Source organism: Micromonospora sp. NPDC049139, assembly GCF_055586845.1.
In genome coordinates this window covers 128,227-154,907 of record NZ_JBVJHK010000007.1, presented here as the reverse complement: position 1 = coordinate 154,907, position 26,681 = coordinate 128,227, and the positions used below count along the sequence as shown (strand labels likewise).

At 71.9% G+C, this 26,681-nt stretch carries 23 protein-coding genes; 12 read left to right on the top strand and 11 right to left on the bottom strand.

Annotated features, from left to right (window positions below):
• Positions 1-78 precede the first annotated feature (78 nt).
• The 5 genes from ACZ6Q9_RS15660 to ACZ6Q9_RS15640 all read left to right on the top strand — a co-directional run bounded on the left by ACZ6Q9_RS15660 (position 79) and on the right by ACZ6Q9_RS15640 (position 5,842).
• Entirely contained in the window at positions 79-2,598 is a 2,520-nt protein-coding gene (locus ACZ6Q9_RS15660; RefSeq protein ID WP_393259488.1) for a putative bifunctional diguanylate cyclase/phosphodiesterase, read from the top strand.
• A 70-nt stretch (positions 2,599-2,668) separates the two neighbouring features.
• Positions 2,669-3,970, top strand: a complete 1,302-nt coding sequence (locus ACZ6Q9_RS15655; protein WP_396829225.1) for a glycosyltransferase 87 family protein — start codon at positions 2,669-2,671, stop codon at positions 3,968-3,970.
• Between the two features lie 9 nt (positions 3,971-3,979).
• Complete coding sequence (locus tag ACZ6Q9_RS15650) at positions 3,980-4,615, top strand: phosphoribosyltransferase (RefSeq protein WP_393259490.1); 636 nt, start codon at positions 3,980-3,982, stop codon at positions 4,613-4,615.
• A gap of 22 nt (positions 4,616-4,637) precedes the next feature.
• Positions 4,638-5,033 (top strand): TFIIB-type zinc ribbon-containing protein, encoded by a 396-nt coding sequence (locus ACZ6Q9_RS15645; RefSeq protein ID WP_396829224.1) that lies wholly within the window; start codon positions 4,638-4,640, stop codon positions 5,031-5,033.
• Positions 5,034-5,221: 188 nt separating this feature from the next.
• Positions 5,222-5,842 (top strand): maleylpyruvate isomerase N-terminal domain-containing protein, encoded by a 621-nt coding sequence (locus ACZ6Q9_RS15640; RefSeq protein WP_396829223.1) that lies wholly within the window; start codon positions 5,222-5,224, stop codon positions 5,840-5,842.
• 27 nt (positions 5,843-5,869) lie between these two features.
• Here the strand turns inward: ACZ6Q9_RS15640 and ACZ6Q9_RS15635 are convergent, their stop codons facing one another.
• Positions 5,870-6,661, bottom strand: coding sequence for a hypothetical protein (locus tag ACZ6Q9_RS15635; RefSeq protein ID WP_396829222.1), 792 nt, complete (start codon positions 6,659-6,661; stop codon positions 5,870-5,872).
• Between the two features lie 164 nt (positions 6,662-6,825).
• Complete coding sequence (gene dnaB, locus ACZ6Q9_RS15630; protein ID WP_396829221.1) at positions 6,826-9,666, bottom strand: replicative DNA helicase; 2,841 nt, start codon at positions 9,664-9,666, stop codon at positions 6,826-6,828.
• A gap of 1,087 nt (positions 9,667-10,753) precedes the next feature.
• Between dnaB and ACZ6Q9_RS15625 the strand changes: the two genes are divergently transcribed.
• Positions 10,754-10,942, top strand: a complete 189-nt coding sequence (locus ACZ6Q9_RS15625) for a hypothetical protein (protein WP_393457687.1) — start codon at positions 10,754-10,756, stop codon at positions 10,940-10,942.
• Positions 10,943-11,030: 88 nt separating this feature from the next.
• Here ACZ6Q9_RS15625 and rplI read toward each other — a convergent pair whose 3' ends face one another.
• The 4 genes from rplI to rpsF form a co-directional block, all read right to left on the bottom strand.
• Positions 11,031-11,477, bottom strand: coding sequence for a 50S ribosomal protein L9 (gene rplI, locus ACZ6Q9_RS15620; RefSeq protein ID WP_091100601.1), 447 nt, complete (start codon positions 11,475-11,477; stop codon positions 11,031-11,033).
• 14 nt (positions 11,478-11,491) lie between these two features.
• Positions 11,492-11,731 carry a 30S ribosomal protein S18 gene (rpsR, locus tag ACZ6Q9_RS15615; protein WP_007073789.1) on the bottom strand — a complete coding sequence of 80 codons (240 nt, stop codon included), beginning with the start codon at positions 11,729-11,731 and terminating at the stop codon, positions 11,492-11,494.
• Positions 11,732-11,772: 41 nt separating this feature from the next.
• Positions 11,773-12,309: a single-stranded DNA-binding protein gene (locus ACZ6Q9_RS15610; protein WP_172896610.1), complete on the bottom strand. Its 537-nt coding sequence runs from the start codon at positions 12,307-12,309 to the stop codon at positions 11,773-11,775.
• Between the two features lie 81 nt (positions 12,310-12,390).
• On the bottom strand, positions 12,391-12,681 hold the full coding sequence (rpsF, locus tag ACZ6Q9_RS15605; protein ID WP_076468436.1) for a 30S ribosomal protein S6: 291 nt from the start codon (positions 12,679-12,681) through the stop codon (positions 12,391-12,393).
• 635 nt (positions 12,682-13,316) lie between these two features.
• On the opposite strand from rpsF, the gene ACZ6Q9_RS15600 reads away from it, so the two are divergent.
• Both ACZ6Q9_RS15600 and ACZ6Q9_RS15595 read left to right on the top strand, forming a co-directional pair.
• A complete protein-coding gene (locus ACZ6Q9_RS15600) occupies positions 13,317-14,108 on the top strand; it encodes a deoxyribonuclease IV (protein WP_396829220.1) in 792 nt (263 codons plus the stop codon).
• Positions 14,105-16,525 carry a hypothetical protein gene (locus tag ACZ6Q9_RS15595; RefSeq protein WP_396829219.1) on the top strand — a complete coding sequence of 807 codons (2,421 nt, stop codon included), beginning with the start codon at positions 14,105-14,107 and terminating at the stop codon, positions 16,523-16,525. Before ACZ6Q9_RS15600 ends, ACZ6Q9_RS15595 begins: the two co-directional genes overlap by 4 nt.
• A 54-nt stretch (positions 16,526-16,579) precedes the next feature.
• Here the strand turns inward: ACZ6Q9_RS15595 and ACZ6Q9_RS15590 are convergent, their stop codons facing one another.
• From ACZ6Q9_RS15590 to ACZ6Q9_RS15580, 3 genes are all read right to left on the bottom strand, one after another.
• Positions 16,580-18,085 (bottom strand): glycosyltransferase family 87 protein, encoded by a 1,506-nt coding sequence (locus tag ACZ6Q9_RS15590; protein ID WP_396829218.1) that lies wholly within the window; start codon positions 18,083-18,085, stop codon positions 16,580-16,582.
• Positions 18,086-18,203: 118 nt separating this feature from the next.
• A complete protein-coding gene (locus tag ACZ6Q9_RS15585) occupies positions 18,204-21,062 on the bottom strand; it encodes a transglycosylase domain-containing protein (RefSeq protein WP_396829217.1) in 2,859 nt (952 codons plus the stop codon).
• A 197-nt stretch (positions 21,063-21,259) separates the two neighbouring features.
• On the bottom strand, positions 21,260-21,727 hold the full coding sequence (locus ACZ6Q9_RS15580; RefSeq protein ID WP_393259507.1) for a DUF5318 domain-containing protein: 468 nt from the start codon (positions 21,725-21,727) through the stop codon (positions 21,260-21,262).
• A 175-nt stretch (positions 21,728-21,902) separates the two neighbouring features.
• Between ACZ6Q9_RS15580 and ACZ6Q9_RS15575 the strand changes: the two genes are divergently transcribed.
• The 3 genes from ACZ6Q9_RS15575 (at position 21,903) to ACZ6Q9_RS15565 (ending at position 24,463) form a co-directional block, all read left to right on the top strand.
• Complete coding sequence (locus ACZ6Q9_RS15575; protein ID WP_350677787.1) at positions 21,903-22,541, top strand: PadR family transcriptional regulator; 639 nt, start codon at positions 21,903-21,905, stop codon at positions 22,539-22,541.
• Positions 22,542-22,564: 23 nt separating this feature from the next.
• Positions 22,565-23,644: an inositol-3-phosphate synthase gene (locus tag ACZ6Q9_RS15570; protein WP_393259510.1), complete on the top strand. Its 1,080-nt coding sequence runs from the start codon at positions 22,565-22,567 to the stop codon at positions 23,642-23,644.
• A gap of 144 nt (positions 23,645-23,788) precedes the next feature.
• Positions 23,789-24,463: a hypothetical protein gene (locus ACZ6Q9_RS15565; RefSeq protein WP_396829216.1), complete on the top strand. Its 675-nt coding sequence runs from the start codon at positions 23,789-23,791 to the stop codon at positions 24,461-24,463.
• A 100-nt stretch (positions 24,464-24,563) separates the two neighbouring features.
• Here the strand turns inward: ACZ6Q9_RS15565 and ACZ6Q9_RS15560 are convergent, their stop codons facing one another.
• Positions 24,564-25,046, bottom strand: coding sequence for a methylated-DNA--[protein]-cysteine S-methyltransferase (locus ACZ6Q9_RS15560; RefSeq protein ID WP_396829215.1), 483 nt, complete (start codon positions 25,044-25,046; stop codon positions 24,564-24,566).
• Positions 25,047-25,220: 174 nt separating this feature from the next.
• Here ACZ6Q9_RS15560 and ACZ6Q9_RS15555 point away from each other — a divergent pair, with 174 nt between their 5' ends.
• Complete coding sequence (locus ACZ6Q9_RS15555; protein ID WP_393259515.1) at positions 25,221-26,120, top strand: SdrD B-like domain-containing protein; 900 nt, start codon at positions 25,221-25,223, stop codon at positions 26,118-26,120.
• 69 nt (positions 26,121-26,189) lie between these two features.
• Here ACZ6Q9_RS15555 and ACZ6Q9_RS15550 read toward each other — a convergent pair whose 3' ends face one another.
• Complete coding sequence (locus tag ACZ6Q9_RS15550) at positions 26,190-26,594, bottom strand: hypothetical protein (RefSeq protein WP_393457668.1); 405 nt, start codon at positions 26,592-26,594, stop codon at positions 26,190-26,192.
• Between the last annotated feature and the right edge of the window lie 87 nt (positions 26,595-26,681).

Below are 26,681 nucleotides of genomic sequence, written 5' to 3'. Positions count from 1 at the left end.
GAAGGATTGTGTTCGGCGAGTGACCGTAGGTAGCCTCGACATCTGCTCATCGGGGGCGGGTGGCAAGTCGGGGATGCGGTGACACGACCGAACACGGGCAAGACAGAGGCCGAGCGGCGGCTGACGCTGCACGTCGGCCTCGTCTGCGTTGTGGCCACGGTCGCGGTGGTCGTTTCTCTGCACGCGCTGACGGAACTCGACCTGTCGGGCGAGGATCTGGCGCTCAGCCTCAGCTTGATCTTCATGGCCGCACTCGGCGTGACGATCAAGTGGCGCATCCGGATCCGCGCGACGGTTCACGCGATCTCCTGGAGCGAGACGGCGATCATCCTGAGTCTGGCGGTCGCACCGACGTCGCTGGTCGTCCTGACCACCGGGCTCGGGGTGGCGATCGCCCTGCTGCTCATCAAGCTCCCGCCGCTGAAGGCCGCCTTCGGAGTAGCCAAGAGCATGTTGCTGGCGGCGGGCGCGGGGGCGACACTCCACGCGCTCGGATGGCCGCCATCGCCCACCGAGTTCCCACATGTGGTCGGGCTGATCGGGCTCGCCTACGCAGTCGCCGTGGTCCTCGACGAGCTACTGACCCTCCCGGTCATCGCGCTCGCCACCGGCACCAGGCTCGGGCACCTCTTCCGGGAGGACCTCGGGATGCGCCTGACGAGCGCGGCGGCACGCTTCGTCCTCATCGTCACCACGCTGCTCATCCTGCGCGCCGACCCCCGCCTCCTGCTTGCCGTGCCGCCCCTGGTGCTCAGCCTCCACCTGCTCTACTCCAACCGGGTCAAGGCCCGCACGGAGCAGCAGGCGTGGCAGCGGCTCGCCCGCACCACCGACGCGCTCAACGTGGTCGACCTGGACAAGGTCCTCACCACGGCGGTCACCCAGGCCGCCGAGCTGTTCTCCGCCGACGAGGTGGAGGTCGAGCTGCGCGACGGCGGCCGCACCGTGCGCGGCGGAGCGGGCTCCATCACGTACGACGGGCCGGCCGGCGAGCCGACCGCCACCGACGGCACCGTGGTTCCGGCCGCGCTGGAGGGGCACGACCGGACGGCCGACGTGGGCGTGCTGCGACTGCGTTTCCGCGGCCCCGTGCAGCTCTCCGAGCGGGAGCAGTACACGCTGCGCACCTTCGCCTCGGCGCTCTGCACCGCGGTCCGCAACGCCCAGGCGTACGCCGAGCTGGCCCGGGTCGCCGACGAGCACGCGTACGCCGCCACGCACGACGCGCTGACCGGGCTGGCCAACCGCCGCCACCTGCTCGACCAGGGCACCGAGCACCTCAACACCCGGCACGCCGACGGGGTGACCGCGCTGGTGCTGATCGACCTCAACCACTTCAAGGAAGTCAACGACACCCTCGGGCACGCCGCCGGGGACCAGGTCCTCGTGCAGGTCGCCGAGCGGCTGCGCACCGCCGCCCAGGAGGGCGACCTGGTGGCCCGGCTGGGCGGCGACGAGTTCGCCGTACTCCTGCGGGGTCTGCCGGCCCCGGCGGTGGCCGCGCACCGCGCGGAGACCCTGCTCGCCACGCTGCACGAGCCGTTCGACCTGGACGGCATGCGGATCAGCGTCGAAGCGAGCGGCGGGATCGCCGCCGCGCCCGCCACCGGCGGCATGCCGGAGCTGCTGCGCCGCGCGGACGTGGCGATGTACCAGGCGAAGCGGGCCGGGCAGCGCACCTCGACGTACGCCCCGACCCGGGACACCGCCGACCTCGGCCGGCTGACCCTCGGCGGGGAGCTGCCCCGCGCCGTCGCCGACCACGAGTTCACCGTCAACTTCCAGCCCATCGTCGACCTGGGCTCCGGCCAGGTCACCGGCGCGGAGGCGCTGGCCCGCTGGCGCCACCCCGTCCACGGGGTGATCGACCCGCTGCGCTTCCTGGAGGCGGTGGAACGGTCCGGGCTGCTGCCGGCCTTCGCCGAGGCGATCCTCGACGAGGCGCTGCTCGCGGCCAGCGCCTGGCGGGAGGCCGGCTTCGACGTGCCGGTCGCGGTCAACGTGTCGCCGCGCAGCCTGCTCGACGCCCGCTTCCCCGGCTCGGTGCTGGCCCGGCTGCGGGCCCACGACCTGCCCCCCGACCGGCTGGTGCTGGAGTTGACCGAGACGCTCACGCTCAGCCAGCTCGACGTGGTGGACCGGGTGCTCAGCCGGCTGCGGGACGAGGGGGTGCGGCTGGCGCTGGACGACTTCGGCACCGGTTACTCCTCCCTCTCCCTGCTCTCCCGGATCCCGGTGCACGAGCTGAAGGTCGACCGCAGCTTCGTGACCGCCATGGAGGGCTCCGCCGAGGCCGCCGCCGTCATCCGCTCCACCCTCGACCTGGGCCGCAGCCTCGGCCTCGACGTGGTGGCAGAGGGGGTGGAGAGCGAGCCGCAACGCCGGGCGCTCTGGGAGCTGGGCTGCACCGCCGGGCAGGGCCACCTCTTCGCCCGGCCGATGCCCGCCAACACGCTCCTCGCCGCGTTCCGGCGGGGCTCCGGGGGCAGTCCGGGCGCTCTCGCGCCGCCGCTGCACGACGCCGGCGCGGTCATCCGTCTCGCCCCCGGCCGCCGACAGGGCGGGCGCGGCCGCGCCGACCGCCACCTGCCGGCCTGACCGGGAACGGCCGCCAGCCCAGCATCGACGCGTGGCGGTGGCGTGGGCCCGGTCTGCCAGACTGGCGCGCGTGACCGCCGCCCCGACCACCCGCCGCGGCTGGCGGGCCCTCGACTCCGCCGCCGGTGGCCTCGCCCTCGACCTCGGCCTGTACGCCGTGTCGGCGGCGTTCGCCGCGACCACCGCCGCCACGTCCACACTGGTCCCGCACCGGGCCTGGGGCGGCGTCGCCGCCGCCGGGTATCTCCTCGCCGCCCTCGCGGCGACCGCCCAGCTCGTACTGCGCCGGCGCGACCCGCGGTCGCCGCTGGCCGGCCTGCCGGCCCGCTGGGCGGTCACCGGTTTCGCCTGGTTCACCACCGCCCTGCTGCCGCTGGCCTGGCAGAGCGTCGAACGGGCCGGCGGGCGCGGCGACCGGGCGCAGGAGGAGGTGCTGGTCGTCGAGGAGTCCGGCAGGCGGCTGGTCGACACCGGCACGCCGTACCTCGGGCACGACGCGATCGCCGCCCTGCCGCCCGGCGAGCAGCTGCTCGGCTACACCCCCTACCAGCCGGGAATGGCCCTGTTCGGGCTGCCCAGGGCGGCCGTCGACGCCTGGTGGACCGACGCGCGCGTCTGGTTCGCGGTCGGCACCGCGCTGGCGCTGGCCCTCGCGATCCGCGCCCTGGCGCGCGTCGACCGCCCCGCCGGCCACCACGCGGCCGGCGCCGCCGTGCTCCGGGGCGTACAGGCCGCCACCGTGCTGCCGGTCTGCGCGCTCACCCTCGCCACCGGCGGCGACGACCTGCCCGTCCTCGCGCTCTGCCTGCTCGCGCTGGCCCTCGCCGCCGCCGGACGACCCGGCCGGGCCGGCATCGCCGTCGGCCTGGCCGGGGCGCTGAAGCTCTTCGCCTGGCCGGTCGCCCTCGTGCTGATCATCTGGGGGATGACCCGGCGGGCCGGCCTGCGGGCCGCGGCGGGAGCGGTCGGCCTGCCCGTCGCCGCGCTGCTCCCCGCCCTGCTCGTCGACCGCGACGCGCTGGTCGAGAACGTGCTCCGCTTCCCGCTCGGCCACGGCCTGGTGACCAGCCCGGCACAGTCGCCGTTCCCCGGCCACCTGATCGCCACCGCGCTGCCCGCCGGCCGCGCGGTCGCCGCCGCCCTGCTGCTCGCGGCCGGGCTGGCGATCGCCGTCCGGCTCGCCCGCCGCCCGCCCCACACCGCCGTCGCCGCGACGCTGACCTGCGGGTACGGGCTGCTGGCCGCGATCCTGCTGATGCCGTCGACCCGCTTCGGCTACCTGCTCTACCCGCTCGCCCTCCTGGTCTGGGCCGCCGCGCTGCGGCACCCCGGTTCGCCGAACTGGCGGGCGAAGGGCGGCGACACGGCGTAGACCTGAGGCATGACCACCACCTATCGCGACCGCGAAGAGGCGGGCCGGATGCTCGCCGACCGGCTCACCGCCCTGATCGGCGAACCGGACGTCATCGTGCTCGGGCTGGTGCGCGGCGGCGTGCCGGTGGCCCGGGTGGTCGCCGAGCGCCTCGGCGCGCCGCTGGACGTGCTGGTCGTCCGGAAGCTCGGCATGCCGTGGGCGCCCGAGGTCGCCTTCGGCGCGCTCGGCCCCGGCGGCGTGCAGGTGCTCAACGACGTCGTGGCCAGCCGGCTCGGCGCCGACGACATCGCCGAGGTGCGCCAACGCGAGCAGGCCGAACTGGAGCGGCGGGAGCAGCTCTACCGCGCCGGCCGGCCGCCGCTCGACCTCTCCGGGCGCACCGCCGTCATCGTCGACGACGGCCTGGCCACCGGGGCCACCGCCCGCGCCGCCGTCCAGGTCGCCCGCCACCTCGGCGCCCGCCGGGTCGTGGTCGCCGTCCCGGTCGGCTCGCAGGAGGCGTACGAGATGCTGGCCGCCGAGGCCGACCAGGTCATCTGCGCGCAGCACCCGCCGGAGTTCATGGCGGTGAGCGCCTACTACGAGGACTTCCACGAGGTCCCCGACTCCGAAGTAACGGAAGCGCTGACAGCAACCGCGTGACCGGACCGGGTACGGTCGGAGAATGAGCCTGACCTGTCCCAAGTGCCACGGAGAAATGCGCCAGTACGAGCGCAGCGGCGTCGTCATCGACCAGTGCGGCGAGTGCCGGGGGATCTTCCTCGACCGCGGCGAGCTGGAGAAGCTGTTCGAGGCGGAGGCCAACTGGAACCGCCAGCAGGGCGCCCCGACCCCGCCGCAGCCCGCCCACCAGCAGGGCGGCTACGCGCCTCCGCCGCCCCCGCCGCCCGCCCCCGCCCCGCACCAGCCGGGCTACGGCGCTGTCCCGCCGCCCCCGCCCCCGCCGGCCCACGGCTACCCGCCGGCCCCCGCGTACGGGCACGGCCACCAGCACCACGGCTACCACGGGCACTACAAGCGCAAGAAGCACAAGAGCTTCCTGGACGAGATGTTCGGCTGAGCCCTCCGTCGACCGGGCCGGTGCCTCGACCGGCCCGGTCACCCGCGGCCACGCCCGCGCCCCGCACCGCCACTCGCCGGGCCACTGCTAGCCGTGCCGGCCGGCGACCGGCGTGCAACGCTGCATCCCATGACGCACCAGGGGCAGCACTTCGCGCTGGCGCAGGCGTACGACGGGATCATCCGGTCGTGGCCGACCTCGACGACCCCGACCTGCAACGGCCCACCCGGTGCCGGGGTTGGCTCGTCGCGGACCTGCTGTTCCACGTGCTCTGTGACGCCCAGCGGGCGCTGGTTGCGCTGGCCAGCCCCGCCGAGGGCCCGCCCGACGTGGACGACGTGAGCTACTGGCGCGCGTTCCCGGCCGACGTGGACGGAGCCGCCGCCCGACATGCCTGGTGGGTGCGCCGCTCCGCCGCCGCCTTCGACCGTCCGAGCGGGATCGTCCGGCTCTGGACCGACACGGCCCCCGCCGCCGTACGCGCTGCTGGCGCGGCAGACCCCGACGGCCGCGTCACCACGCAGGGGCACGTGCTGCGCGTGCCGGACCTGCTCGCCACCCTGACCACCGAGGCCGTCGTGCACCACCTGGACCTGGTCCTCGACCTGCCCGACGCGCCCCTGCCCGGGGTGCTCGCCACGCGGGTCGCCGTGGCCACGATGGACGGCCTGCTCAGCGACGACGCCGTCCGCCCGTCCGGGTGGAGCGACGCGGAATACCTGCTCAAGGCGACCGGCCGGCTGCCACTCACCGACCGCGACCAGCTCGAACTCGGCGAGGTCGCCGGCTGGTTCCCGCTCCTGGGCTGACCAGTTCCGGCATCGCCGGAGCGGCGGTCAGCTCAGGTCCGTCGGGCCGGACGCGCGGAAGATGGCAGCCGCCATTATCCGTTGGGCGGTCTCGGCCTTACGCGAGAGAGCAGTGGTGGCGTCCGAGTAGAGCAGCGCAACGATCCTCTCCGCCGGACCACATGTGGTTCCCACGGTGTGTATCGACTTGTTTGGTCGTACCGTGAGACCGACAATCCCGTGGGCCCGCAGGAAACCAAGGAACTCCTCAAGCACATTGTGCCGGCCCACCAACCGGAACTGAGGCGTGGTGGCCGGAGCCGATCGCGATCTGCGGTAGACGCCGACTGATCCATCCCCGTCGACCACACCACGCCAGAAGTCACGCGACTCCACCAACCGAGCGTTGATCGGTCCCTGGTACCGGCCGAGCGCAACAAGCCGGTCAGTCAGCCGCTGGGACCGAACCGAGAACTGGCACGAGTGATGTGTCGGGCTGGGTGCCGAAATGGCGCTCGTCGAACCGAGGAAGGTACGGAGCTTGAGCAGGTGCGCTCGATCCCGTTCGGCGAGCCCGACCGAGATCTGCGGGATGTGGTTCCGGCGGTAGCTGATCGAACCATCGGCGAACAGGAAGCCGATCCAGTAGCAGGCATCAGGTGTCAACTCGTCGAAGGCATCGTGCCGCAGCGTGTGGACAACGCGTCGAAGCGGAACACCGCGCCGGAGAACAAGCCCGCGTACGGAGGGCTCTGTGATGCCGTACGCCGTGGCTAGTTGCCCCAGTGTCGCTCCCGCTTGGTAGCGCTGGACGACTTCGGAACGCTGTTCCTCGGTCAACTTCCCAACCGCTCGCGCTGGTATCCCTCGGCGCCGCAGCAGTCCACGAATCGCTTGCCTCGTCACCCCAAAGGAACAGGCGATGCTCGTCAGACTCTCGCCGGCCAGAGCACGCGTGACGGCCGCGTCCTGCGCGGTCTCCGGCATTCGTGCCCCTAAATGCATCACACGATAGCCATGTCCACAAACCGCGACAGATGGAGCTGCGCCGCAACCGTCACCGTGTCGGTTGGGCCATTCCTGTGCTTGGCAACTATGAAATCCGCCTCCCCGGCCCGCGGCGATTCCTTGTCGTAGTAGTCGTCGCGGTGCAGCAGGATGACAACATCGGCATCTTGCTCAATTGAGCCACTTTCGCGCAAGTCGGACAATTGGGGTCGCTTGTCGGTGCGCTGCTCCGGGCCACGGTTCAGCTGACTCACCGCGATCACCGGGCACTCGACCTCCTTGGCGAGCAGCTTCAGGCCACGGGACAGGTCCGCGACCTCCTGCTGTCGGCTCTCGGTGCGCTTCGGCGAGGTCATCAGTTGGAGGTAGTCGACGACGATCAGCTTGAGGTCGTGCCGCTGCTTGAGCCGCCGCGCCTTGGCCCGGATCTCCATCAGGTTCATGCTCGGCGTGTCGTCGACGAAGAGCGGCGCCTCGCTGATCTCGCCCATGCACCGGGCGAGCTTGGTCCAGTCGTCGTCGGAGAGCTGACCGCTGCGCAGGACGTGCAGCGGCACCCGCGCCTCGGCCGAGAGCAGCCGCATGACGATCTCGACCTTGCTCATTTCCAGTGAGAAGATCGCCGATGCCTGGTTGGCGCGAATAGCAGCATTTCGAGCAAAGTCCATGCTTGCGGTGCTGTTGTGCGTCGGCACCATCGCCCGACCCGCGAGGTAGAGGTGCTCGGGATTGTCCACCGTCACGCACCGAACCGGGACGCTCGGCACCGGTCGGACGTCCACGATGAAGCGGGAATTCGTCCGCACGTCCGAACTGGTACGACGCCTCGCGGCGTGAGCCGAGCGCTTCCGCTCCAACCGGAAGATTGGATCCGGGGTGGAGAAGTTCAGCGTGTACGCGGTCGACGAATCGGGGCTGCGCCCGGGCACCGCCTTTTCCGTGACAGTGCAGCGGTAGCCCAGACTCACCACGAGCTCCCACACGTCCTCAGCGAGCCGCTTGGAGGTGGAGATGTACTGGAGGTTACCGGCGGGAGCGACCGTGCCGTCGGTGTCCATCAGGCCCGCCAGCAACGCGCGGCGCTGGGGCTCGGAGGCCCGAAGGTACTCCTGCGGGATGTGCTTGTCCGTCGCCACCCTTAGCCGGCGGAGCAGCGCCAGAAACGAACCGTGCGCGACCCTGCAGTCCGCGCAGCGCTTGACGGCAGGGTTCTCCCGAAGTGCCCGGGTGGACCGGCCGCAGTTGACACACGTCCGCTCGGTCGATGGCGTCGCCGCCGGCAGAGAGATGCTGTAGAGCATCGGGCCGCTGGGCCGCACCACGAATCCGTCCCGCTCGACAAGGTCCACCATCTCGTCGTCAGCGGTGGTGAACCGGCTGGCGCCGGTGTGCCCGTCACCGAGCCACACGCCCAGGGTGTAGGGCGGGATCAGCAGGTCGCGCTCCGGCAGTCGCAGGGGACCGCAGTTCTCGACGGCGTGGTTCAACCGCCGGTCGGCCGTGTCGGTACGCAACGTCGCCGCGATCTGGGCAGTGGTCACCACACCGCCGTGCCGGACCCGGGCACCGGCATTGACGTGCCGCTCGGCCCGCTCACGCAGCCCAGTCAGCAGTGGCCCTGCCGGGTACCCCGGTGCGCTCCAGTTCCGCGCCTTCCCCGCGCGCGTCACCAGCCGGCTCACCCGCCCCTCGGCGCCGACCTCCCGCGCGACGGTGTGCAGGACGTTGCGGAACTCAGGGCCGACCTGTTCCAGGGCCTGCGCCACGGTGACGAGGCGTCGGGATTCGGCACCGACCGTCGCCTGGGCGGCCCGCACCCTGGACAACGACGACTCCGGCCAGTACTGACGCGTTCGCTGCTCAGGCTGGCGTCGGCTCGCCCGGGTCGTGGTCTTCCATAGGTGCTCCGCGTCCGCGACGATCACCGTGCCGTCGGAAAATTCAACCTCGTAGCACGGCCGGTCGTACATCACCTCGAAGGCGGCGGTAACGGTGGTCGGGCTGCCATCGGCGGCCAGCAGGCGGTCGCCCACGGCGACCTCGCCCATCGTGGTCCATCCGTCCGGGGTTGGCAGCGGCGTGTCGAGGGCGAGCGCCTTACCCAAACCCGGCCGGCCGGCGACGATGATGAGCTGCCCGGCGTGCAGGCCGTTGAGCAGCCGGTCCAGGTCGGTGAAGCCGGTGGGGACGCCGGTCATCACGCCGCCCTGGGCACCCACCGCCTCGATCTCGTCGAGCGTCGGCTGGAGCATGTCGGCGAGCACCGCGAAGTCCTCGCTGACGCGGCGCTCGGTGACGTCGTAAACCGCCTGCTGGGCGAGGTCGACGATGTCGTCAACGTCGCGGCTGCCGCCCTGACCGGTGCCGTAGCCCAGCTGCACAATCTTGGTGCCGGCCTCCACCAGCCGCCGCAGGACCGCCCGCTCGCTGACGATCCGCGCGTAGTAGGCGGCGTTCGCGGCGGTCGGCACGCTGGCGATCAGCGTGTGCAGGTAGGGGGCGCCACCGATCCGGACGAGGTCGCCGGAGTCGGCCAGCGCCGCCGCCACGGTGATCGAGTCGGCCGGCTCGCCCCGACCGTAGATCTCCAGGATGGTGTCGAAGATGGTGGCGTGCACCGGCCGGTAGAAGTCGTTGGTCTTGAGGATCTCGACGACGTCGGCGATGGCGTCCTTGGAGAGCAGCATGCCGCCGAGGACGCACTGCTCGGCGGCGACGTCCTGGGGTGGGGTCTTGTCGAACTGACCGTCGCGCTGGGGCGGCGGGGACGCCTGGCCGCCGCCGGTACGCTGGTCCGCCCGCATGTCGTCGGTGACCGACACGGGTCCCCCCTCCACTGCGTCGGATCCAAGGCCAGCTCTACCGCCGGGGTACGACAACCTCGACCTGCCGGTCGATCGGGGGTCATCGCACGGCCGGTCGGGGGCCCACCTTACGGAACCCGAGGTCAGCCCCTCAACCGTGGCGGTGGACGAGCCTCGGGACAACCTGTGGATTCCGGTGGACGACCATGTGCGCAGGGTGTGCACAGGCTGTGGACAACGGTTGGGGAATTCCCCCAGGCAAGCCGCTGAGCTGGGAAAACTCAGTCCCCACCCTGTGGATGAAAGTTTTCGGTCGAACTGCCCGGTCGAACGTCCCGTACCGTCTCCAGCGAACGGCTACACCTTGGCAGCGGATCGCGCCATCGGTTGGGGAGGGTCACGCTCCGGCCGTGAGTTACCGGGACTGGGGACGAGACGATGGCCCGCGCGAGCGCCCCCCGGCCGTTGCCTGGGAAGGTCCCCCAGACCCGTCGCCGGCCGACCCCTACGACGGGGACACCGCCCGGCCCCGCGCCCGGAGGCGACGTCGCGGCATCACAGCCGGCCAGCAGGAGTCCGTCGATCCCTACCTGCCGCGATGGGCGCTCGAGTCCGGCGTCCGCCGCGCGGACGGCGGCGGCCGGCACGCGCCCCGGACGACGAGGACGACCTCGACCGCCGCCGGGCCGGTGGTGGCTGGCGGACCACGGAGACCACGAGCAGCTGGCACCGGGTCAGCGAGCCAAGCTGGCGGGAGGCCCCGGACCCGCCGGCGTCGGCTCCCCGGTCGCCGGTGGTCTCCCACACCGCCCCCCGACCGCGCATGGCGCCGCGACGGCGGGCGTCCGAGCCGGTCGCCCCGTCGCGGGCGTCGACCTCGGCAGCCGTACGCCGTCGCGTCGAGGCCGCCGGGGGCGGGGGCCTGGAGCCGCCGCGTCGAGGACGACCTGCTCGATGCCGATCCGGGTGGGCCGTGGCGACCGCTGCTCTACACCGCCGCCTGCTACGTGGTGCCGGCGGTGCTGATCCTCGTCTGGCTGTTGACGCTGGACGGGCAGGCACCGGCGGGTTGCGTCACCGACATCAGCGGCGGGGCTGCGACTCGCCGCGGTCACGGGCGTTGGGTTCCCTGGCGTCAGGCCTGCCGCGATTCGGGTTGGCGCTGGCCAGCAGCCTGGTCGTGGCGCTGCTGCTGCGCCGGGTCGGCACCACCTGGCGTTCGGCCACGGTGGCGCTGGCTGCGGCGGTGGTCGGCGGTGGCCTCTCGACGGTCATGATCAGCGCGGTCACCGGGCAGCCGATCGGCTGACGCGCCCCATCCGGCCGGGCCGGTTGTCGAACGCGAACAGGGCCCGCACCGGTCGGTGCGGGCCCTGTCGTGGTGCTGTGGTGAGGCGTCAGCCCTGGACGACGTTGAGGTCGAACTTGGCGGTCACCTCGGGGTGCAGCTTGATCCGCACCGGGTAGGAGCCGGTCGACTTGATGTGACCGGGCAGCTCCAGCCGACGACGGTCGAGGACCGGGCCGCCGGCGGCCTTGACGGCGTCGACGATCTCGGCCGGGGTGACCGAGCCGAAGAGCCGGCCACCGTCACCGGCGCGGGCCTTCAGGCTGACCTTGAGGCCCTCGAGCTGGTCCTTGACCTCGTTGGCGTGGCCGAGGTCGCGGATCTCCCGGGCCGAGCGGGCCCGCTTGATGACCGTGACCTGCTTCTCCGCACCCTTGGTCCAGGCGATCGCGAAGCCCTGCGGCAGCAGGTAGTTACGGCCGTAGCCGTTCTTGACCTCGACGATGTCGCCTGGGGCACCGAGGCCGGACACCTCCTGAGTCAGGATGATCTTCATATCGGTGCCTCCTCTCAGCGGGCCGTGGCGGTGTACGGCAGGAGCGCCATCTCGCGGGCGTTCTTGACCGCACGGGCGATCTGCCGCTGCTGCTGCGAGGTCACGCCGGTCACCCGCCGAGCGCGGATCTTGCCGCGGTCGGAGATGAACTTGCGCAGCAGCGCGGTGTCCTTGTAATCGATGTAGGTGATCCCGTCCTTGTCGAGCGGGTTCACCTTCTTCTTCGGCTTGCGAAGTGCAGCGGCCTTGGCCATTGCTCGTGCTCCTGGTTTGCGATCGCGGGCGCTCGGCGCCATTAGAACGGGGGCTCCTCGTCGAAGTTTCCGCCACCCGAACCACCGCGCGAGGGTGCCGGAGCGGCCGAGGCCCAGGGGTCGTCGAAGTTGCCTCCGCCGCCGCCCTGGCCACCTCCACCACCGCCGCCGAAGCCGCCGCCACCGCCGCCGGAGCGGGACATCTTCTGCACCTTCGCCGTGGCGTAGCGCAGCGACGGGCCAATCTCGTCGACCTCGAGCTCGATGACGGTGCGCTTCTCGCCCTCGCGGGTCTCGTACGACCGCTGACGCAGCCGGCCCGAGACGATCACGCGGGCGCCCCGCTGGAGCGACTCGGCGACGTGCTCCGCCGCCTGCCGCCACACGGTGCACGCCAGGAAGAGCGGCTCGCCGTCCTTCCACTCGCCGGAGGCCTTGTCCATGAACCGGGGCGTCGAGGCGACCCGGAACTTGGCGACCGCCGCACCGGAGGGGGTGAACCGCAACTCGGGGTCATCGGTCAGGTTGCCGATGACCGTGATGGTGGTGTCTCCTGCCATGACCATCTCCTCGCGCACTCAATCTGTTCTGCCGTACAGGCTCTCAGAGCCCTCCGACAGCACCGATGAGGCTGGTCCGGGTGAACCGGGGTTGAATGCTTAGCGCATCTCCGGCCGGATGACCTTGGTGCGCAGCACGGACTCGTTGAGCCGCAGCTGACGGTCCAGCTCGGCCACCGCCGCAGGCGTCGCCTGCAGGTCGATGACGGCGTAGATGCCCTCGGCCTTCTTGTTGATCTCGTACGCGAGGCGCCGGCGGCCCCACACGTCGGTCTTCTCCACCGAGCCACCCGCGGTCCGGATCACGTTCAGGTACGTGTCGAGCGACGGGGCGACGGTGCGCTCCTCGAGGCTGGGGTCGAGGATCACCATGATCTCGTAATGACGCAAGACGTGCTCACCTCCTGTGGGCTAAGCGGCCACGGTCCTTCCGTGGCAGGAGGTCGTGCGTCGTGGCCCACGCCGGTCCCGGGGGAACCCGGCCGGACGCGGACAACCGGACCAGGATACCCGGTCCGGACGATCATGCCCGGGGTGGTCGGTCCACCCGCCCCGGGCAGAGGCGACGGGGGCCCGCCTCGACGTCGCTGTCGATGCGAGCCCCCGTGCACGAGGCCGCGGGGCGTCCCGTCCGCATTCCTTGGGTGGGACCTGGGGAGGAACGACCACACCGATGAGGTTGGACCGGGGACGCCCCGCGGAGCTTTATCGTGTTGTTACCCGACGTTACAACGGCTCTTGACCCTTGTCGGCGTAAATGGCGGATTTCTCCGAAATTTTTTGGCCGACCCGGGTACTGGTTCCGGGGCCGGCCCCCGTCGCGCCGGGCCGCGCGACGGGGGTGCCCCCGCTTCCCGGGCGGCTCGGCCACCCGGCGGGCGACCTGCGGCCGCCTCGCCCGGGAGCACCAACCGTGGATCCCACTCACATCAACGACCGCCGACGCCGGGAGGTGACGCCGGCACACCTCCCACTCCCCACCGCCGTCGCCCCAGCTGTCGGCGCGGCGACGTAGGCTCCCGTGCATGCGTATCGGAGCCCACGTCGATTCGACCGACCCGCTGGCGGAGGCGACGGCCCGAGAGGCCGGGGCCGTGCAGTTCTTCCTCTCCGACCCGCAGGGGTGGAAAGCCCCGAAGGCCCGGGAGGACGCGGAGCGGCTGCGGGCGGCGGACGTCGACCTCTACGTCCACGCGCCGTACGTCATCAACGTCGCGACCCTGAACAACCGGATCCGGATTCCCAGCCGGAAGCTGCTGCTCGGGCACGCCCAGGCGGCCGCCGCCGTCGGCGCGAAGGGGCTGATCGTGCACGGCGGGCACGTCAACGCCGGGGACGACCTCACCGTCGGTTTCGACAACTGGCGCAAGACCTTCGCGTACGCGGCGGACTCCGGCGGCTTCGAGCTGCCAGTCCTGATCGAGAACACCGCCGGCGGCGACAACGCGTGCGCCCGGCGGCTCGACGCGCTGGCCCGGCTCTGGGACGCCGTGGGCGACTACGAGGTGGGCTTCTGCCTGGACACCTGCCACGCGCACGCCGGCGGCGAGGAGCTGCTCGGTCTGGTCGACCGGGTCAAGGCGATCACCGGACGGATCGACCTGGTGCACGCCAACAACTCCAAGGGAGCGTTCAACTCCGGGCAGGACCGGCACGACAACCTCGACGGCGGGACGATCGACCCCGAACTGCTGGTGGCGGTGATCCGCGCGGCCGGCGCGCCGGTGATCGTCGAAACCCCGGGCGGCGTCGAGGGCCAGGGTGCCGACATCGCCTTCCTGCGTGACCGGCTCGGCGTGGAGAGCCCCGCCGCATGACGACCGACCAGTCCGCCACCGGCGGCCCCCGCCCCGCCGCCGGCCCGTCGGCGGCTTCCGGCGACGACTCGCCGGCCGGCCCACCCCCCGGCCCGACCACCTCCACCGAAGCCGCGCGCGCGGGCGTTTCCGACGGGGCCGACCCGGCCAGCGGCACGGGTGGCGGCACCGCGCCGACGGCCGGTGCTCCCGCCGGGACCCGCTCCACCGACAAGGACCCGGTCACCAGGGACGCCCGCGGCACGAGCGGCAAGGACAACGACCGGCCGGGCACCGTCAGCGGCACCGGCGACGCCAAGGCCGGCGACGCCACGAACAGCGGAGACGCCAGGACCAGGCTCGGCGATGCCGGAGCCGAGCCCGGTGCCGCCGGAACCAGCGACGATGTCACCACCGACGGCGACGTCAAGGCCGTCGCCGGTGACGCCGGCACCACCGGCGACGGCAGGGCCAAGGACGCCGACGGCAAGGAGCGCGAGGACGGTGCCGCCGAGGCCGGCACGGACAAGGCCGGCACGGACAAGGCAGGTGCCGCCAAGGAGGGTGCCGCCAAGGACGACACCGCCAAGGACGACACGGACAAGAACGGCGACGGCAAGGAGAGCGGCAAGAGCGAGGAGGGCGGCAAGGAGGCGGGGAAGCCGGACCGGTGGGCCGCCTTCGCGTCCGCCCCGGAGCCCCGGCCGAGCTGGGTACGGCGTGCCGCCCGGGCGGTCGGTCGCGTGCTGATCCACGAGTGGACGCTCGCGACGCTCGGCTCGCTGGCGCTGGCCGTCCTGATGACCTGGCCGACCATGCGCTACCCGTTGCACACCCTCCCGCAGGACTACTGGGACCCGAGCCTGCAGGCGTGGCAGATGGCCTGGTCCGGGCACATCCTGCTGACCAACCCGGCGCAGCTCTGGCAGTCGAACACCTTCTTCCCGGAGGACTGGAGCTTCGCCTTCTCCGACACGCTGCTCGGCTACGCCCCGGCGGGCATGATCGGCACCGGCCCCGAAGCCGCCGTGCTGCGCTACAACATCATGTTCGTGCTGGCCCACGCGCTCGCCACGCTCGGGGCGTACGCGCTGGCCCGCCAGCTCGGCGCGGGCCGGATCGGCGGGGCGGTGGCCGGGGTCGGCTACGCCTACGCGCCCTGGCTGCTCGCGCAGGCCGGGCACCTGCACGTGATCTCCAACGGCGGCATCCCGCTGGCGCTGGCCATGCTGGCGCGGGGGCACGGCTACTCGCTCCGCCACGGCTACCGCCCGGAGCGCCGGCACGACGGCTGGGTCTACACCGGCTGGCTGGTGGCCGCCTGGCAGCTCAGCCTGGGCTTCGGCATCGGGCTGCCGTTCGCGTACTTCCTCGGCGGCGCGGTGGTCGTCGCCGCCGTGACCTGGTACGTCCGGCGAACCTGGTTCTGGGCCGTGAAGCGCCCGTTCGGGCGGCGGCTGCTGGCCGCGGACCTGGTCGGTGGGCTGCTCTTCGCCGGTGTCGGCGCGCTGCTGGCGGTTCCGTACTTCACCGTGAAGGAGCAGCACCCGCAGGCGGAGCGGACGGTCGCCGACATCGGCATCTTCTCCCCGCCGGCGAGCGGCTTCTTCACCGCGCCCGCCGAGTCGCGCATCTGGGGCGAGTTGCACGAGGGCGCGCGGGCGGCGCTGCCCTGGCACCCGGAGATGACCCTGCTGCCCGGGTTCGTGCTCTACGCCCTCGCCGCCGGCGGGCTCTTCTTCTCCGTCTGGAAGCTGCGCCACCGGCTGCTGCTGCTCGCCGGCGTGGTGGTGTCCATGGTGCTCGCCATGGGCACCCGGTTCTTCGACGGCACGTACACCTACGTGCCGCTCTTCGAGCACCTGCCCGGGTGGAGCGGCCTGCGCACCCCCGGCCGGCTGATGCTCTGGACCACGCTGCTGCTCGGGCTGCTCGCGGCGGGCGCGGTCAGCGCGTTCGCCACGCGGGTGCGGGAGATCTGCGCCGAGCGGATCCCCTCCTGGCCGGGCCCGTGGCTGCGCCTGGCCACCCTGCTGCCGCTGGTGCTGGTGATCGCCGAGGGCCTGAACGTCACGCCGCACCCGGTCGTGCCGCAGCAGCCCGCCGCGATGCGGACCGTGGCCGGCCCGCTGCTGGTGCTGCCGAGCAGCCAGAACCTCGACCAGCCGGTGATGCTCTGGTCCACGACCAGGTTCCAGGACGTGGTCAACGGAGGCAGCGGCTTCACCCCGCACCAGCTCGACGAGGTACGCCGGGTGACGCTCTCCTTCCCGGATCAGACCAGCGTCGACTACCTGCGCATCCTCGGCGTCCGCAACGTGCTGCTGATGCGCGACCAGATCGCCGGCACGCCGTGGGAGGTCACGGTCGACGCGCCGGTCGACGGCCTGGGCATCACCCGCGAGGAGATCGGCCAGGTGGTGGTCTACCGGCTCTGACCCGCGTGCCGCCGGCCGCCCGGGTGTCTCACCTCGGGTGGCCGGCGAGACGGGTCACGCCGGGAGGGGTGCCGGCTCGGCGGGGGCGGTGGGCCGGCGTCGCCAGCGGTCGAGCCAGGGTGCGTCCGGCGCGCCGTCGAGGGGACCGCCGTCCGGGTCGTCGGCGTACGTGGCCCGTACCGGGTCGTGTTCCGGCCGCAGGATCTCCCGCACGACCAGCACGCAGAGCACCACCACGGTGGTCAGGCGCAGGGTGGCCGCCAGCACGAAGACGCCCTCCGGGAAGACCGGCTTACTGGTCGACGCGCCGAGCAGTTCCCCGTAGAAGGCCGCGAAGTAGCAGACCTCGGCCACCTGCCAGGCCAGGAAGGCGCCCCACCTGGGGCGGGCCAGCACCACCAGCGGCAGCAGCCAGAGCACGAACTGCTGCGACCACACCTTGCTGAAGATCAGGAACGCGGCGACCACCAGGAACGCGAGCTGGGCGAGCCGCGGGCGGCGCGGCGCCAGCAGCCCCAGCGCGGCCACCCCGAGGCAGGCCAGCCCGAAGAGGGCGTACGACAGGGTGTTCAGCGCCGGAATGTTGACGTTCAGCCACTCGAAGGGCCCGAGATCGGCGGGGTTGGCGCTGCCGACCTTGCCGTCCAGGTAGCGCCCGATGTACCAGAGGGTGCCCCAGTCGATCGGCCGGGTCGAGTTCAGCTCGAAGAACCGGTCCCAGTTCTCCCGGTACGGGACGGCGACCGGCAGGTTCACGGCGACCAGGGACACCAGGGCCGCGCCGATGGCGGTGAGGGCGGCGCGGAGCCGCCCGGCGCGCAGCGCCAGCAACAGGATCGGCCAGAAGATGAACAGCGGCCACATCTTGGCCGCCCCGGCGAGGCCGAGCAGGACGCCAGCGAGCAGGGGCCGACTGCGGGCCCAGGCGAACAGGCCGAACGCGGCCAGCCCGATGGCGAGCAGGTCCCAGTTGACCGTGGCGGTGACCATCAGCGCGGGGGCGAGCGCGAAGAGCGCGGCGTCCCAGGGTCGTCGGCGGCGCAGGGCGAGGATCACCGCCACAGTGGCGACCGCCAGCGCGCCGAGCACCAGCGCATTCAGGTTGTAGAACCACTGGCCCTGGTTGATCCCCGGGTCGTTCTCGCCGAGGGCGTGCACGGGCAGGCCGAGCGCGCCCATGAAGTAGCCGGTGAGCACCGGGTACTCGACGGGGTGGTCCCGGTAGGGGACCGCGCCCTCGTTGAGCCGCTCGGCGTAGTAGAGCGCCAGCACGTCGGTGTAGCAGAACCGGGTGTACTGCACGTTGTTCTGCCAGGCACCGTCCTGGCAGGGCGACTTCTGCACCCAGTGCAGCGCCAGGGTCAGGCAGACCAGGGCCAGGACGATCCTCGCCGCCGTCCAGAACCGGCTCTCCCGCCCGGCGGGTCGGTCGAGCGCAACGGCGTGGTCGCCCAACGGGCCGCCGATGACGCCGGAGACGCCCCGGACGAAGCCGTCGGACCGGGACGGGTGGTCGGCGGCACCGGCGTCGTCGATGCCTCGCGTCGGCTGCGTGCTCATGAGGGTGCATCCTGCCGTACGACCGGCCTCCGCGTCCCCTGCAGCACCCGACACGTCGGTACGCGGAAACGCCGCCGGCGGCCGGAAGGGTGCTCCGGCCGCCGGCGGCGTTCGTGGCTCAATCGTCGTCGGGTCGGGGTGTGAGGCTCGGGAGTAGCCCGTCACCGCCACCCCCGCCACCCGGCCGCGGGTCAGTCGGGTCGGTGGGCCCGGTGGGACCGCCCGGGTTGTTGCCGCCGCCGTTGTTGCCACCGCCGTTGTTGCCGGTCGGCGGGCAGAACGGGTTCAACGGGTCCGGGCAGTTCGGCGGGGTCGGGGGCGGGGACGGCGGGGGCGTCTCGCCGTTGCCGGAGTTGGGGTCGCCGATGTTCGCCGCCGGCGGGAAGTCCTTCTTCTCCCGATAGTCGTCTGAGGTCTTGTGCGCCTCTTCCATGAACCGCTCCCAGATGTCACCCGGGAGGTTCGAACCACTGACCCGACGGCCGTCCTTCAGCTTGAGCGGCAGTCGGTTCTGCAGGTTGCCGACCCAGACCGCGGTGGCGATCTGTGGCGTGTAACCGATCATCCAGGCGTCGCCGTTCTCCGGGCTGTCCGGCTTCTGCTCCCAGGTGCCGGTCTTGGAGGCCGCCTTACGGCCCTCCTCCAGCCGGTGGTTGACCTGCGCCGGGTACTGCTCCAGCACCGAGGTCACGTCGGCCACGACGTCCTTCTCGATGCGCTGCTTCGGGGTGAGCTTCTCCCCGCCGACCTTCTTCCACTTACCGGTTACCTCGTCCCGCTCCTCCACCGAGTAGAGGAAGTGGGCCTTGTTGTAGACCCCCTCGTTGGCAAAGGTGGCGACGCCGTTGGCGTGGTCGAGGACGGTGACCGGGTACTGGCCGTAGCCGACCACGTGGAAGAACGGGCTCGGCGCGATCTTCTTCGAATCGGTCTTGGTCAGGTCGTACGCCTTCGCCGGGTCGGTATCCGTCCGCCACATGGTGGTGACACCGGCGTCGGCGGCCATCTTGATGACCTTGTCCGGCCCGATCTCCTGGGTCACGTGGTAGAAGGGCACGTTCAGCGACTGCAACGTGGATTCCTTCAGGGTGCAGGAGTCGCCGCACCTCGGGTTGTCGTTGCCCGCGTTGCTGACCTTGAACTCGGTGCCCTCCGGAGTGAACGCCCGGCCCTTCCAGCGCGACTCCAGGGCCTTGCCCTCCCTCAGGGCCGCCGCCAGCGTGTAGATCTTGAAACTGGAGCCCGGCGAGTGGCCGCCGGTGACGTTCCCATTGGCGTCGGTGTTCTTGCCGGCGTAGTCGGTGCCAGTGCCGTTGTCGCCGCCGTAGTAGGCGAGCACCCGGCCGTTGTCCGGGTTGATGGCCACCACCGCCGCCATCAGGTTCTTCGGCTGGCCGGCGAGCTCAGAGCCCTTGGTCTTGCGCTGGGCCGTCTCGACCGCCGCCTTCTGGATCTTCGTGTCGATGGTGGTGCGGATCCGGTAGCCGCCGGACATCAGCGCCTGCGAGCAGAGCTTCTTCTGCTCGGTGACCTTGGATTCGTCGTCGACGCAGAGGCCCTGGTCCCGCATCTCCTGCTTGACGTAGTTGATCACGTTGCCGTACGGGGTGTTGACGCCGTAGTCGAGTCCGGCACCGCCTTGGTTCGGCTTCTTCAGGGTCTTCGTTGGGTACTCGGTCGGCGCCGCCGGCTTGCCCGGGGCGTTCAGCCAGCCCTTCTCGACCATGCCGCTGATCACGTAGTCCCAGCGGGACTTGGCGTCGGTGGGGTTGACCGCCGGGTCGTAGCCCTTGTGGCCCGCGCCGGCCTCCGGCTGCTTGATCAGCGCGGCGAGGACCGCGCCCTCGGCGACACTGAGGCTCTTCGCCGGCTTGCCGAAGTAGGTCTGCGCCGCCGCCTCGATGCCGTGCGCGCCCCGCCCGAAGTAGATGATGTTCAGGTAGTGCTGCATGATCTCGGGCTTGCTCTTCTGGTCGTTCAGCTTCGAGGCGAGGATCGCCTCCTTCACCTTCCGGGCGTAGGTGTCGTCCTTCAGGTTGTTGTAGGCGTTGCGGGCGTACTGCTGGGTGATGGTCGAGGCACCCTGCTTGTCGCCGCCGGTGAGGTTGTTCCACGCGGCGCGGGCGATGCCCTTGTAGTCCACACCGGAGTGCTCGTAGAAGTTCCGGTCCTCGGCCGCGGCGACCGCGTCCTGCACGTGCTTCGGGATCTGGTCGATGGTGACCAGGGTCCGGTTCTGTGTGCCGACCTTCGCGATGGGCGTCTTGTTGTCGAACGCGTAAAGCGTGGTCGCCTGCGGCGGCGTGGTGTCCTCGGGAAGCACGACGCTGGTCGAGTAGTAGGTGAAGCCGACCACGCCGAGGCCGGCGAGCATGATGAAGACCGCGAAGGCGGCGATCAGCATGTTCACCCGCTTACGCTTCTTCGCCCGTGCCGGGTCGCCCGCGCCACGACCGCCGCGGCCGGGGCCGGTCGGCCCCCCGGGCCCACCCGGGCCGCCCGAGACGCTCGCCCGCGCCGAGGCCCGGCCGGTGACGCCGCCGACGGCCGCCGACCCGACGCTGGCCCGCCCGGCCGAGGCGGCGCCGACGGCCGCGGCGCCCACCGTGGCGCGGCCGGCCGATCCGCCGGCCGCCGGGGAGACCGGCACCGATGCGCGGCCCGCGCCCGCCCGGCCCACGCCCGGTGCCGGGGAGACCGGGACGGAGGCCCGGCCGGCGCCGGCACGACCGGCGGAGGCGGAACCCACCGAAGCCGATCCGGCGGCCGTGCCGCCGCGCGGCGGCACGGCCGCCGAGCCGCCGACCGAGGCCCGCCCACCGGCGGCACCCCGGGGCGTGACCGAGGCGCGGCCGGGTGCCGTACCCTCCTGTGCAGCCGACCAACCGCCCCCGCGGACGTCACCGCCGGAGTCGCCGTGCCGGCCCGGAATCTGGGCCCGCCCGCGCGGGGAACTGGGATCGCCGTACGAGTTCATTCCTCACACCCTGCCGTCGCGGTGTGGCGCGATCGCGCCGCCACCGGTTTGCCGTGAGATGGGACACCCGAGAGTAGCGGCACGTCCGTGCCGACCGACCGGGGTCATGTATGAATCAATCGGGCCAATCAGACCAACGAGCCGTCGGTCACCCCGGGCGCGCGCATGCTGGCCGGGGTCGGCCGATCGAGCCAGGATCACCGTTGCGCCTCTCGCCTCCGTCGACCGACCGCGCCGGTGCCCGAGGCGGCCGCGCCGCCCACCGCGTCCTGCTCCGGCCCGCCCTCCGGATCCCCGGCCAGCCCGTCCCGGCCGAGCAGGTACTGCTCGACGAGATGGTTCCAGTCACAGCCGAGGCACACCTCCACCACGAAGACCTGGAACTCACGCAGCGTCATCGCCAGCACGGGCAACTCGGCCAGCGTCCGGGCCTGGCCGGCGGACTGCTTGAGTTCGTCGCCGTAAATGTAGTGGACGCGCGTCAGGTTCTCGCTCCGACAGATCGGGCACCGGTCGTCGGTCGGCTCGCCGTGGTAGCGGGCGGCGTTCTTCAGGTACGGCGACGCGTCGCAGACGTCGTACGTGCCGACCCGACCGGCGAGGAGCTCACGCAGCACCGCTCGCTTCCGGAGCGAGTAGTCCACCACCTGGCGCTGCGTACGCATGCGGAAGAGGGTACGCGGTCTCGCCGGACGGGGCGACCACGGTGACGATGCGTGACCACAGAACCGCGGAAACGGGGGTTTGCCCTGATCACGGTGATCCGCTAGCGTGCGATGTATCGGTCCGATACATCGCGGCGGTTACCACTCCGCGTAGAGGGTACAGAGAGGATGGCCCGTGCTCGAGCTCGCCATCCTCGGCCTCCTGCAGGAGTCTCCGATGCACGGCTACGAGCTGCGCAAGGAGCTGACCGCCAAGCTCGGAGCGATCCGGGCGGCGATCAGCTACGGCTCGCTCTACCCGACCCTGCGTCGGTTGCAGGCGGCGGGGTGGATCACCGAGGCCGCCGAGACACCCGCCACCGCCGAGGAGGTTCCCGCGCTGACCAGCCGACGAGGTCGGGTGGTCTACAAAATCACCGCGGAGGGCAAGGAACGCTTCGCCCAACTGATCGCACAGGCCGGGCCCGAGACGTACGACGACACGGGCTTCGGCGTGCACTTCGCGTTCTTCGCCCGGACCGACCAGGCGACCCGACTCCGCATCCTGGAGGGTCGCCGGCGAAAGATCGAGGAGCGTCGCGAGGGGCTTCGCGACGTGCTCGGCCGGGCGGCCGAGCGCCTCGACGCGTACACGCTGGAACTGCAGCGCCATGGCTTGGACGCCTGTGAGCGCGAGGTCCGCTGGCTGGAGGAGCTCATCGCCAACGAGCGCTCCGGCCGTGCCCCGACGGTCCCGGAAACCGGGACGGCCGGCGGCCGACGAGAAGACAACAGCCCGCCTCCGCCTGGAGAGTCCAGGAAAGAGCGGCCGTGATGAAGAAGAAGGAGGCAGACGCTATGGGCTCCGTCCGCGTCGCCATCGTCGGTGTGGGTAACTGCGCCTCGTCCCTCGTGCAGGGCGTGGAGTACTACCGGAACGCCGACCCGAACGACCGCGTCCCGGGTCTCATGCACGTCACCTTCGGCGACTACCACGTCTCGGACGTGCAGTTCGTCGCGGCGTTCGACGTGGACGCCAAGAAGGTGGGCATGGACCTCGCCGAGGCGATCGTCGCCAGCGAGAACAACACCATCAAGCTCTGCGACGTGCCGCCGACCGGCGTGACCGTGCAGCGCGGCCCGACCTTCGACGGTCTGGGCCAGTACTACCGCGAGATCGTCGAGGAGTCCGACGCCGAGCCGGTCGACGTGGCGCAGGCGCTGCGCGACGCGCAGGTCGACGTCGTCGTCTCCTACCTGCCGGTCGGCTCCGAGCAGGCCGACAAGTTCTACGCGCAGGCCGCGATCGACGCCGGCTGTGCGTTCGTGAACGCCCTGCCGGTCTTCATCGCCTCCGACCCCGAGTGGGCGAAGAAGTTCGAGGACGCGGGCCTGCCGATCGTCGGTGACGACATCAAGAGCCAGGTCGGCGCCACCATCGTGCACCGCGCGCTGGCGAAGCTCTTCGAGGACCGCGGGGTCGAGCTGCTGCGCACGTACCAGCTCAACTTCGGCGGCAACATGGACTTCATGAACATGCTGGAGCGCAACCGGCTGGTCTCGAAGAAGATCTCGAAGACCCAGTCGGTCACGTCCCAGATCCCGCACGAGATGAGCAAGAGCGACGTGCACATCGGCCCGTCGGACCACGTGCCGTGGCTCGACGACCGCAAGTGGGCGTACATCCGCCTGGAGGGTCGCTCCTTCGGCGACACCCCGCTCAACGCCGAGCTCAAGCTCGAGGTGTGGGACTCGCCGAACTCGGCCGGCGTGATCATCGACGCCGTCCGCGCCGCGAAGATCGCGCTGGACCGGAAGATCGGCGGCCCGATCCTGTCGGCCTCGTCGTACTTCATGAAGTCCCCGCCGGTGCAGTACGCCGACCACGACGCGCACGCCGCCGTCGAGGCGTTCATCGCCGGTGACGTCGAGCGCTGACGCGCCGACCACCAGCACCACCGAAGGCCGGGTCCGCACGGACCCGGCCTTCGCCGCGTCCGGCTCTCCCACCGCCGTACGCGCGACGACCACCGGTGTCACATGGGGTCGAGCGATCGGCGACGCGCGGTTAGGCTGACCGCCGTGACGTCCGTCCCACGCCCCGGCCGCCGCCGAGCGGCACGATGGGCGATCGGCGTGGTCACCGGCACCGTGCTCCTTCCGGTCCTCGCCGGCTGCGCGGCTCCGGGCACCGGTCCAGGCACCGGTCCGGCCTCAAGCAACAGCGCGGCGTCGGCCCTCCCGGCCACCTCTGCGGCGATCACCGAAGCCCGCTGCGTCCGCGCGGCAACCCCCGTCGCCCGCCCCGGCGAGGTCGCCCGGCCCGGTACCGCGACCGCCACGCCGAGCCGACCGGGCGGCGGACAGCCGCTGACCGACGAGCAGCGGCGCGAGGAGGAGTTCCGCCGTCAGCAGGCGGCCAACGACGCCTTCCGGCAGCGCGGCACGCTCGACGCGGAGGCGGCCAGCGGTGCCCGATCCTGCGCGGCGAAGGTCATGCGGAGCCTCAACCTCCTGGCCGCCGGTGGGCGGGACGACCCCGGGGAGGAATCCGTCCGGCGGGCTGTCGCCGCGACCGGGCTGACCGACGTCACCGTCCGGCCGCCGGGTCGGCTCGACCTCGGCCCCGGTGACGGCCTGCTCTTCGCGGGATGGACCGGCCGGGCGTGCGTCTTCGGCAGCGTCCGGGCGGGCGACGTCACCGTGGAGATCGGCACCCGCATCGCCGACGGCGGCTGCCTGCCCGCCCCGGGCTGACGTCGCCGGGTGCCGGCGGGGCGGCTCCGCCCCAGATCAGGACCAGGCGCGTCGCACAGCGACCCGCATCAGGACCAGCCCGTCGCACGGCGGCCCAGCGTCAGGACCAGGCGCGTTGCAGGGCGACCCCGGCCTCCAGTTCGAGCAGCTTCACCTTACGGTCCAGGCCGCCGCCGAAGCCGACCAGCTTGCCGCCCGCCCCGACGATCCGGTGGCACGGCACGAGCACCGGGATCGGGTTGCGGTTGCAGGCCACCCCGACCGCGCGGGCGGCGCCCTGGTCGCCGAGCCGCCGGGCCACCTCGCCGTAGGTGAGCGTCTCCCCGTACGGGATGCGGGTCATCTCCCGCCAGACGCCACGCTCGAAGTCGGAACCGCCCGGCACCGCCAGCGGCACCGCGAACTCGGTCAGCTCGCCGGCGAAGTACGCCCGCAGCTCCGTCACGGCCTGCCGGGCCGTCTCGTCGTCGCCCGGCTCCTCGTCGGCCGTGTCGACCCGGCCGAAGTGGGCCCGGCACACGTGTGTTCCGTCGGTTGCGATGGAGAACTCGCCGATCGGGGAGTCGAGCACGGTCCAGCGCATCCACCCATTGTCCCCGGCGGCCCGACACCGTCGACGGCCGGACAGCGCCGTGACGGCGAAGCGGTTCCGGCAGCCGCGTAACGCCACGGACATCGACGACGCCGGATAAGTGGAGTTGATCTCCGCTCCGGTCCTCACCATCCGGGAGGGCCGGCCCTGCGACGTGAGGACGCCATGCGATCCCATCCCCTGTCCCGCTCGATCCGACGTATCTTCGCCACCTCGACCGCCACCCTCGCCCTGCTCGGGGCCACGGCGGCGCTCGCTCCGGCCGACGCGGTGGCGGCCGGACGCACCCAGCCCGACCTGTTCGTCGATCTGCTGATGACCGACCACTACAACCCGGCGGAGGGCGAGACCTTCCGCGCGCAGATCGACGTGCGCAACGGCGGCACCGGTGAGTCCGACCCGCTCAGCGTCACTGTGTCGGTGCCGGCGGGGCTGCGTACGACGGCGCTCACGGCCACCGACGGATGGAACTGCGCGGTGGTGGACGAGGCGAGCTACACCTGCGCCCACCCGGCCCTGCCCGCCGCCGGACGGGCCCAGCGGCTCTCGCTGCCGTTCGTGGTGGCCGGCGCCCAGCCCGGCTCCCGGGTGCCGATCACCGCGACGATCGCACCGCAGCGCCAGGAGTCCGACACCACCAACAACACCAGCTCGGTCACCGTGGCGATCTCCGGGACCTGCGTCGTCCGGGGCGTGGTCTGGCACGACCTTGACCGGGACGGGCAGCGCGACGAGGGTGAGCCGGGCATCGGCGCCGGCCCGGACGGCGTGCTCAGCGTCCGGGTCGGGGCCCGGCAGAACCAGACCACCGGCGGAGGCACGGCCACCGTCAACCCCGACGGCACGTGGTCGCTGACCACCCGTACCGAACTGCTCTACCTGGTCTGGGTCGAGGCTGCCGGCACGTACGGCCGCACCGCCGCCGACGTGGGTGACGACGCCACCGACTCGGACATGGTCACCACGTACCAGTCCGACCCGTACCTGCTCACCTCGAGCGCCGAGTTCTTCGCCGTGCACGGCGGCGAGTACGTGGTCGACACCGGCCTGGTCACTCGTAGCTGAGTCGGTCGCCGCCCGCCCGGAGGACGGGCGGGCGGCGCGGCTCCGGTCCGGAGCCGCCTCCGTCGGGGCTCAGAGCAGGGTGAAGCCGAGCAGCAGGGCACCGGCGCTGAGGCTGGCGCCGCCCGCGACGGTCAGCCAGATCAGCTTGTTGGGCTTCGTGTCCTGCGGCCGGGCCACCGAGAGGAAGAAGCCGAGCGGCATCAGGATCGGCGCGGCCACGAGCAGGGCGCGGATGAGCGTGCGGGTGCCGTCGGACGCGTCGGCCTGGTCGACGTAGGGCAGCACGGCCAGCGCGAAGAGGACCAGCACCCCGGCGTGCGCGTGGCCGGCGGTCCACAGGCCCCGGCGGACCGGGTTGTCGAGGTAGCCGGCCTTGCGCCGGGTCAGGTGCATGAGCAGGGTCAGCCCGCCGTACGCCACCGTGACGACGGTGATCAGCAGGATGCCGGCGGTGGTCAGGGTTGCCGAGGACATGGAAACCTCCGTCTTGTCAATGTCAAGATTGACCGCTCGCCGGAATCTTGTCAACAGCTAGATTCGTGTCGGGCGAGTTCGGCGGCA

Bases quoted from the DNA above. Each gene is read 5' to 3' on its own strand.
- rpsR (WP_007073789.1), bottom strand. From the start codon at position 11,731: ATGGCCAAGGCCGCTGCACTTCGCAAGCCGAAGAAGAAGGTGAACCCG.
- ACZ6Q9_RS15595 (WP_396829219.1), top strand. From the start codon at position 14,105: ATGACGACCGACCAGTCCGCCACCGGCGGCCCCCGCCCCGCCGCCGGC.
- rplI (WP_091100601.1), bottom strand. From the start codon at position 11,477: ATGAAGATCATCCTGACTCAGGAGGTGTCCGGCCTCGGTGCCCCAGGC.
- ACZ6Q9_RS15580 (WP_393259507.1), bottom strand. From the start codon at position 21,727: ATGCGTACGCAGCGCCAGGTGGTGGACTACTCGCTCCGGAAGCGAGCG.
- ACZ6Q9_RS15570 (WP_393259510.1), top strand. From the start codon at position 22,565: ATGGGCTCCGTCCGCGTCGCCATCGTCGGTGTGGGTAACTGCGCCTCG.
- ACZ6Q9_RS15600 (WP_396829220.1), top strand. From the start codon at position 13,317: ATGCGTATCGGAGCCCACGTCGATTCGACCGACCCGCTGGCGGAGGCG.
- ACZ6Q9_RS15585 (WP_396829217.1), bottom strand. From the start codon at position 21,062: ATGAACTCGTACGGCGATCCCAGTTCCCCGCGCGGGCGGGCCCAGATT.
- ACZ6Q9_RS15560 (WP_396829215.1), bottom strand. From the start codon at position 25,046: ATGCGCTGGACCGTGCTCGACTCCCCGATCGGCGAGTTCTCCATCGCA.
- ACZ6Q9_RS15555 (WP_393259515.1), top strand. From the start codon at position 25,221: ATGCGATCCCATCCCCTGTCCCGCTCGATCCGACGTATCTTCGCCACC.
- ACZ6Q9_RS15550 (WP_393457668.1), bottom strand. From the start codon at position 26,594: ATGTCCTCGGCAACCCTGACCACCGCCGGCATCCTGCTGATCACCGTC.
- ACZ6Q9_RS15590 (WP_396829218.1), bottom strand. From the start codon at position 18,085: ATGAGCACGCAGCCGACGCGAGGCATCGACGACGCCGGTGCCGCCGAC.
- ACZ6Q9_RS15645 (WP_396829224.1), top strand. From the start codon at position 4,638: ATGAGCCTGACCTGTCCCAAGTGCCACGGAGAAATGCGCCAGTACGAG.
- ACZ6Q9_RS15650 (WP_393259490.1), top strand. From the start codon at position 3,980: ATGACCACCACCTATCGCGACCGCGAAGAGGCGGGCCGGATGCTCGCC.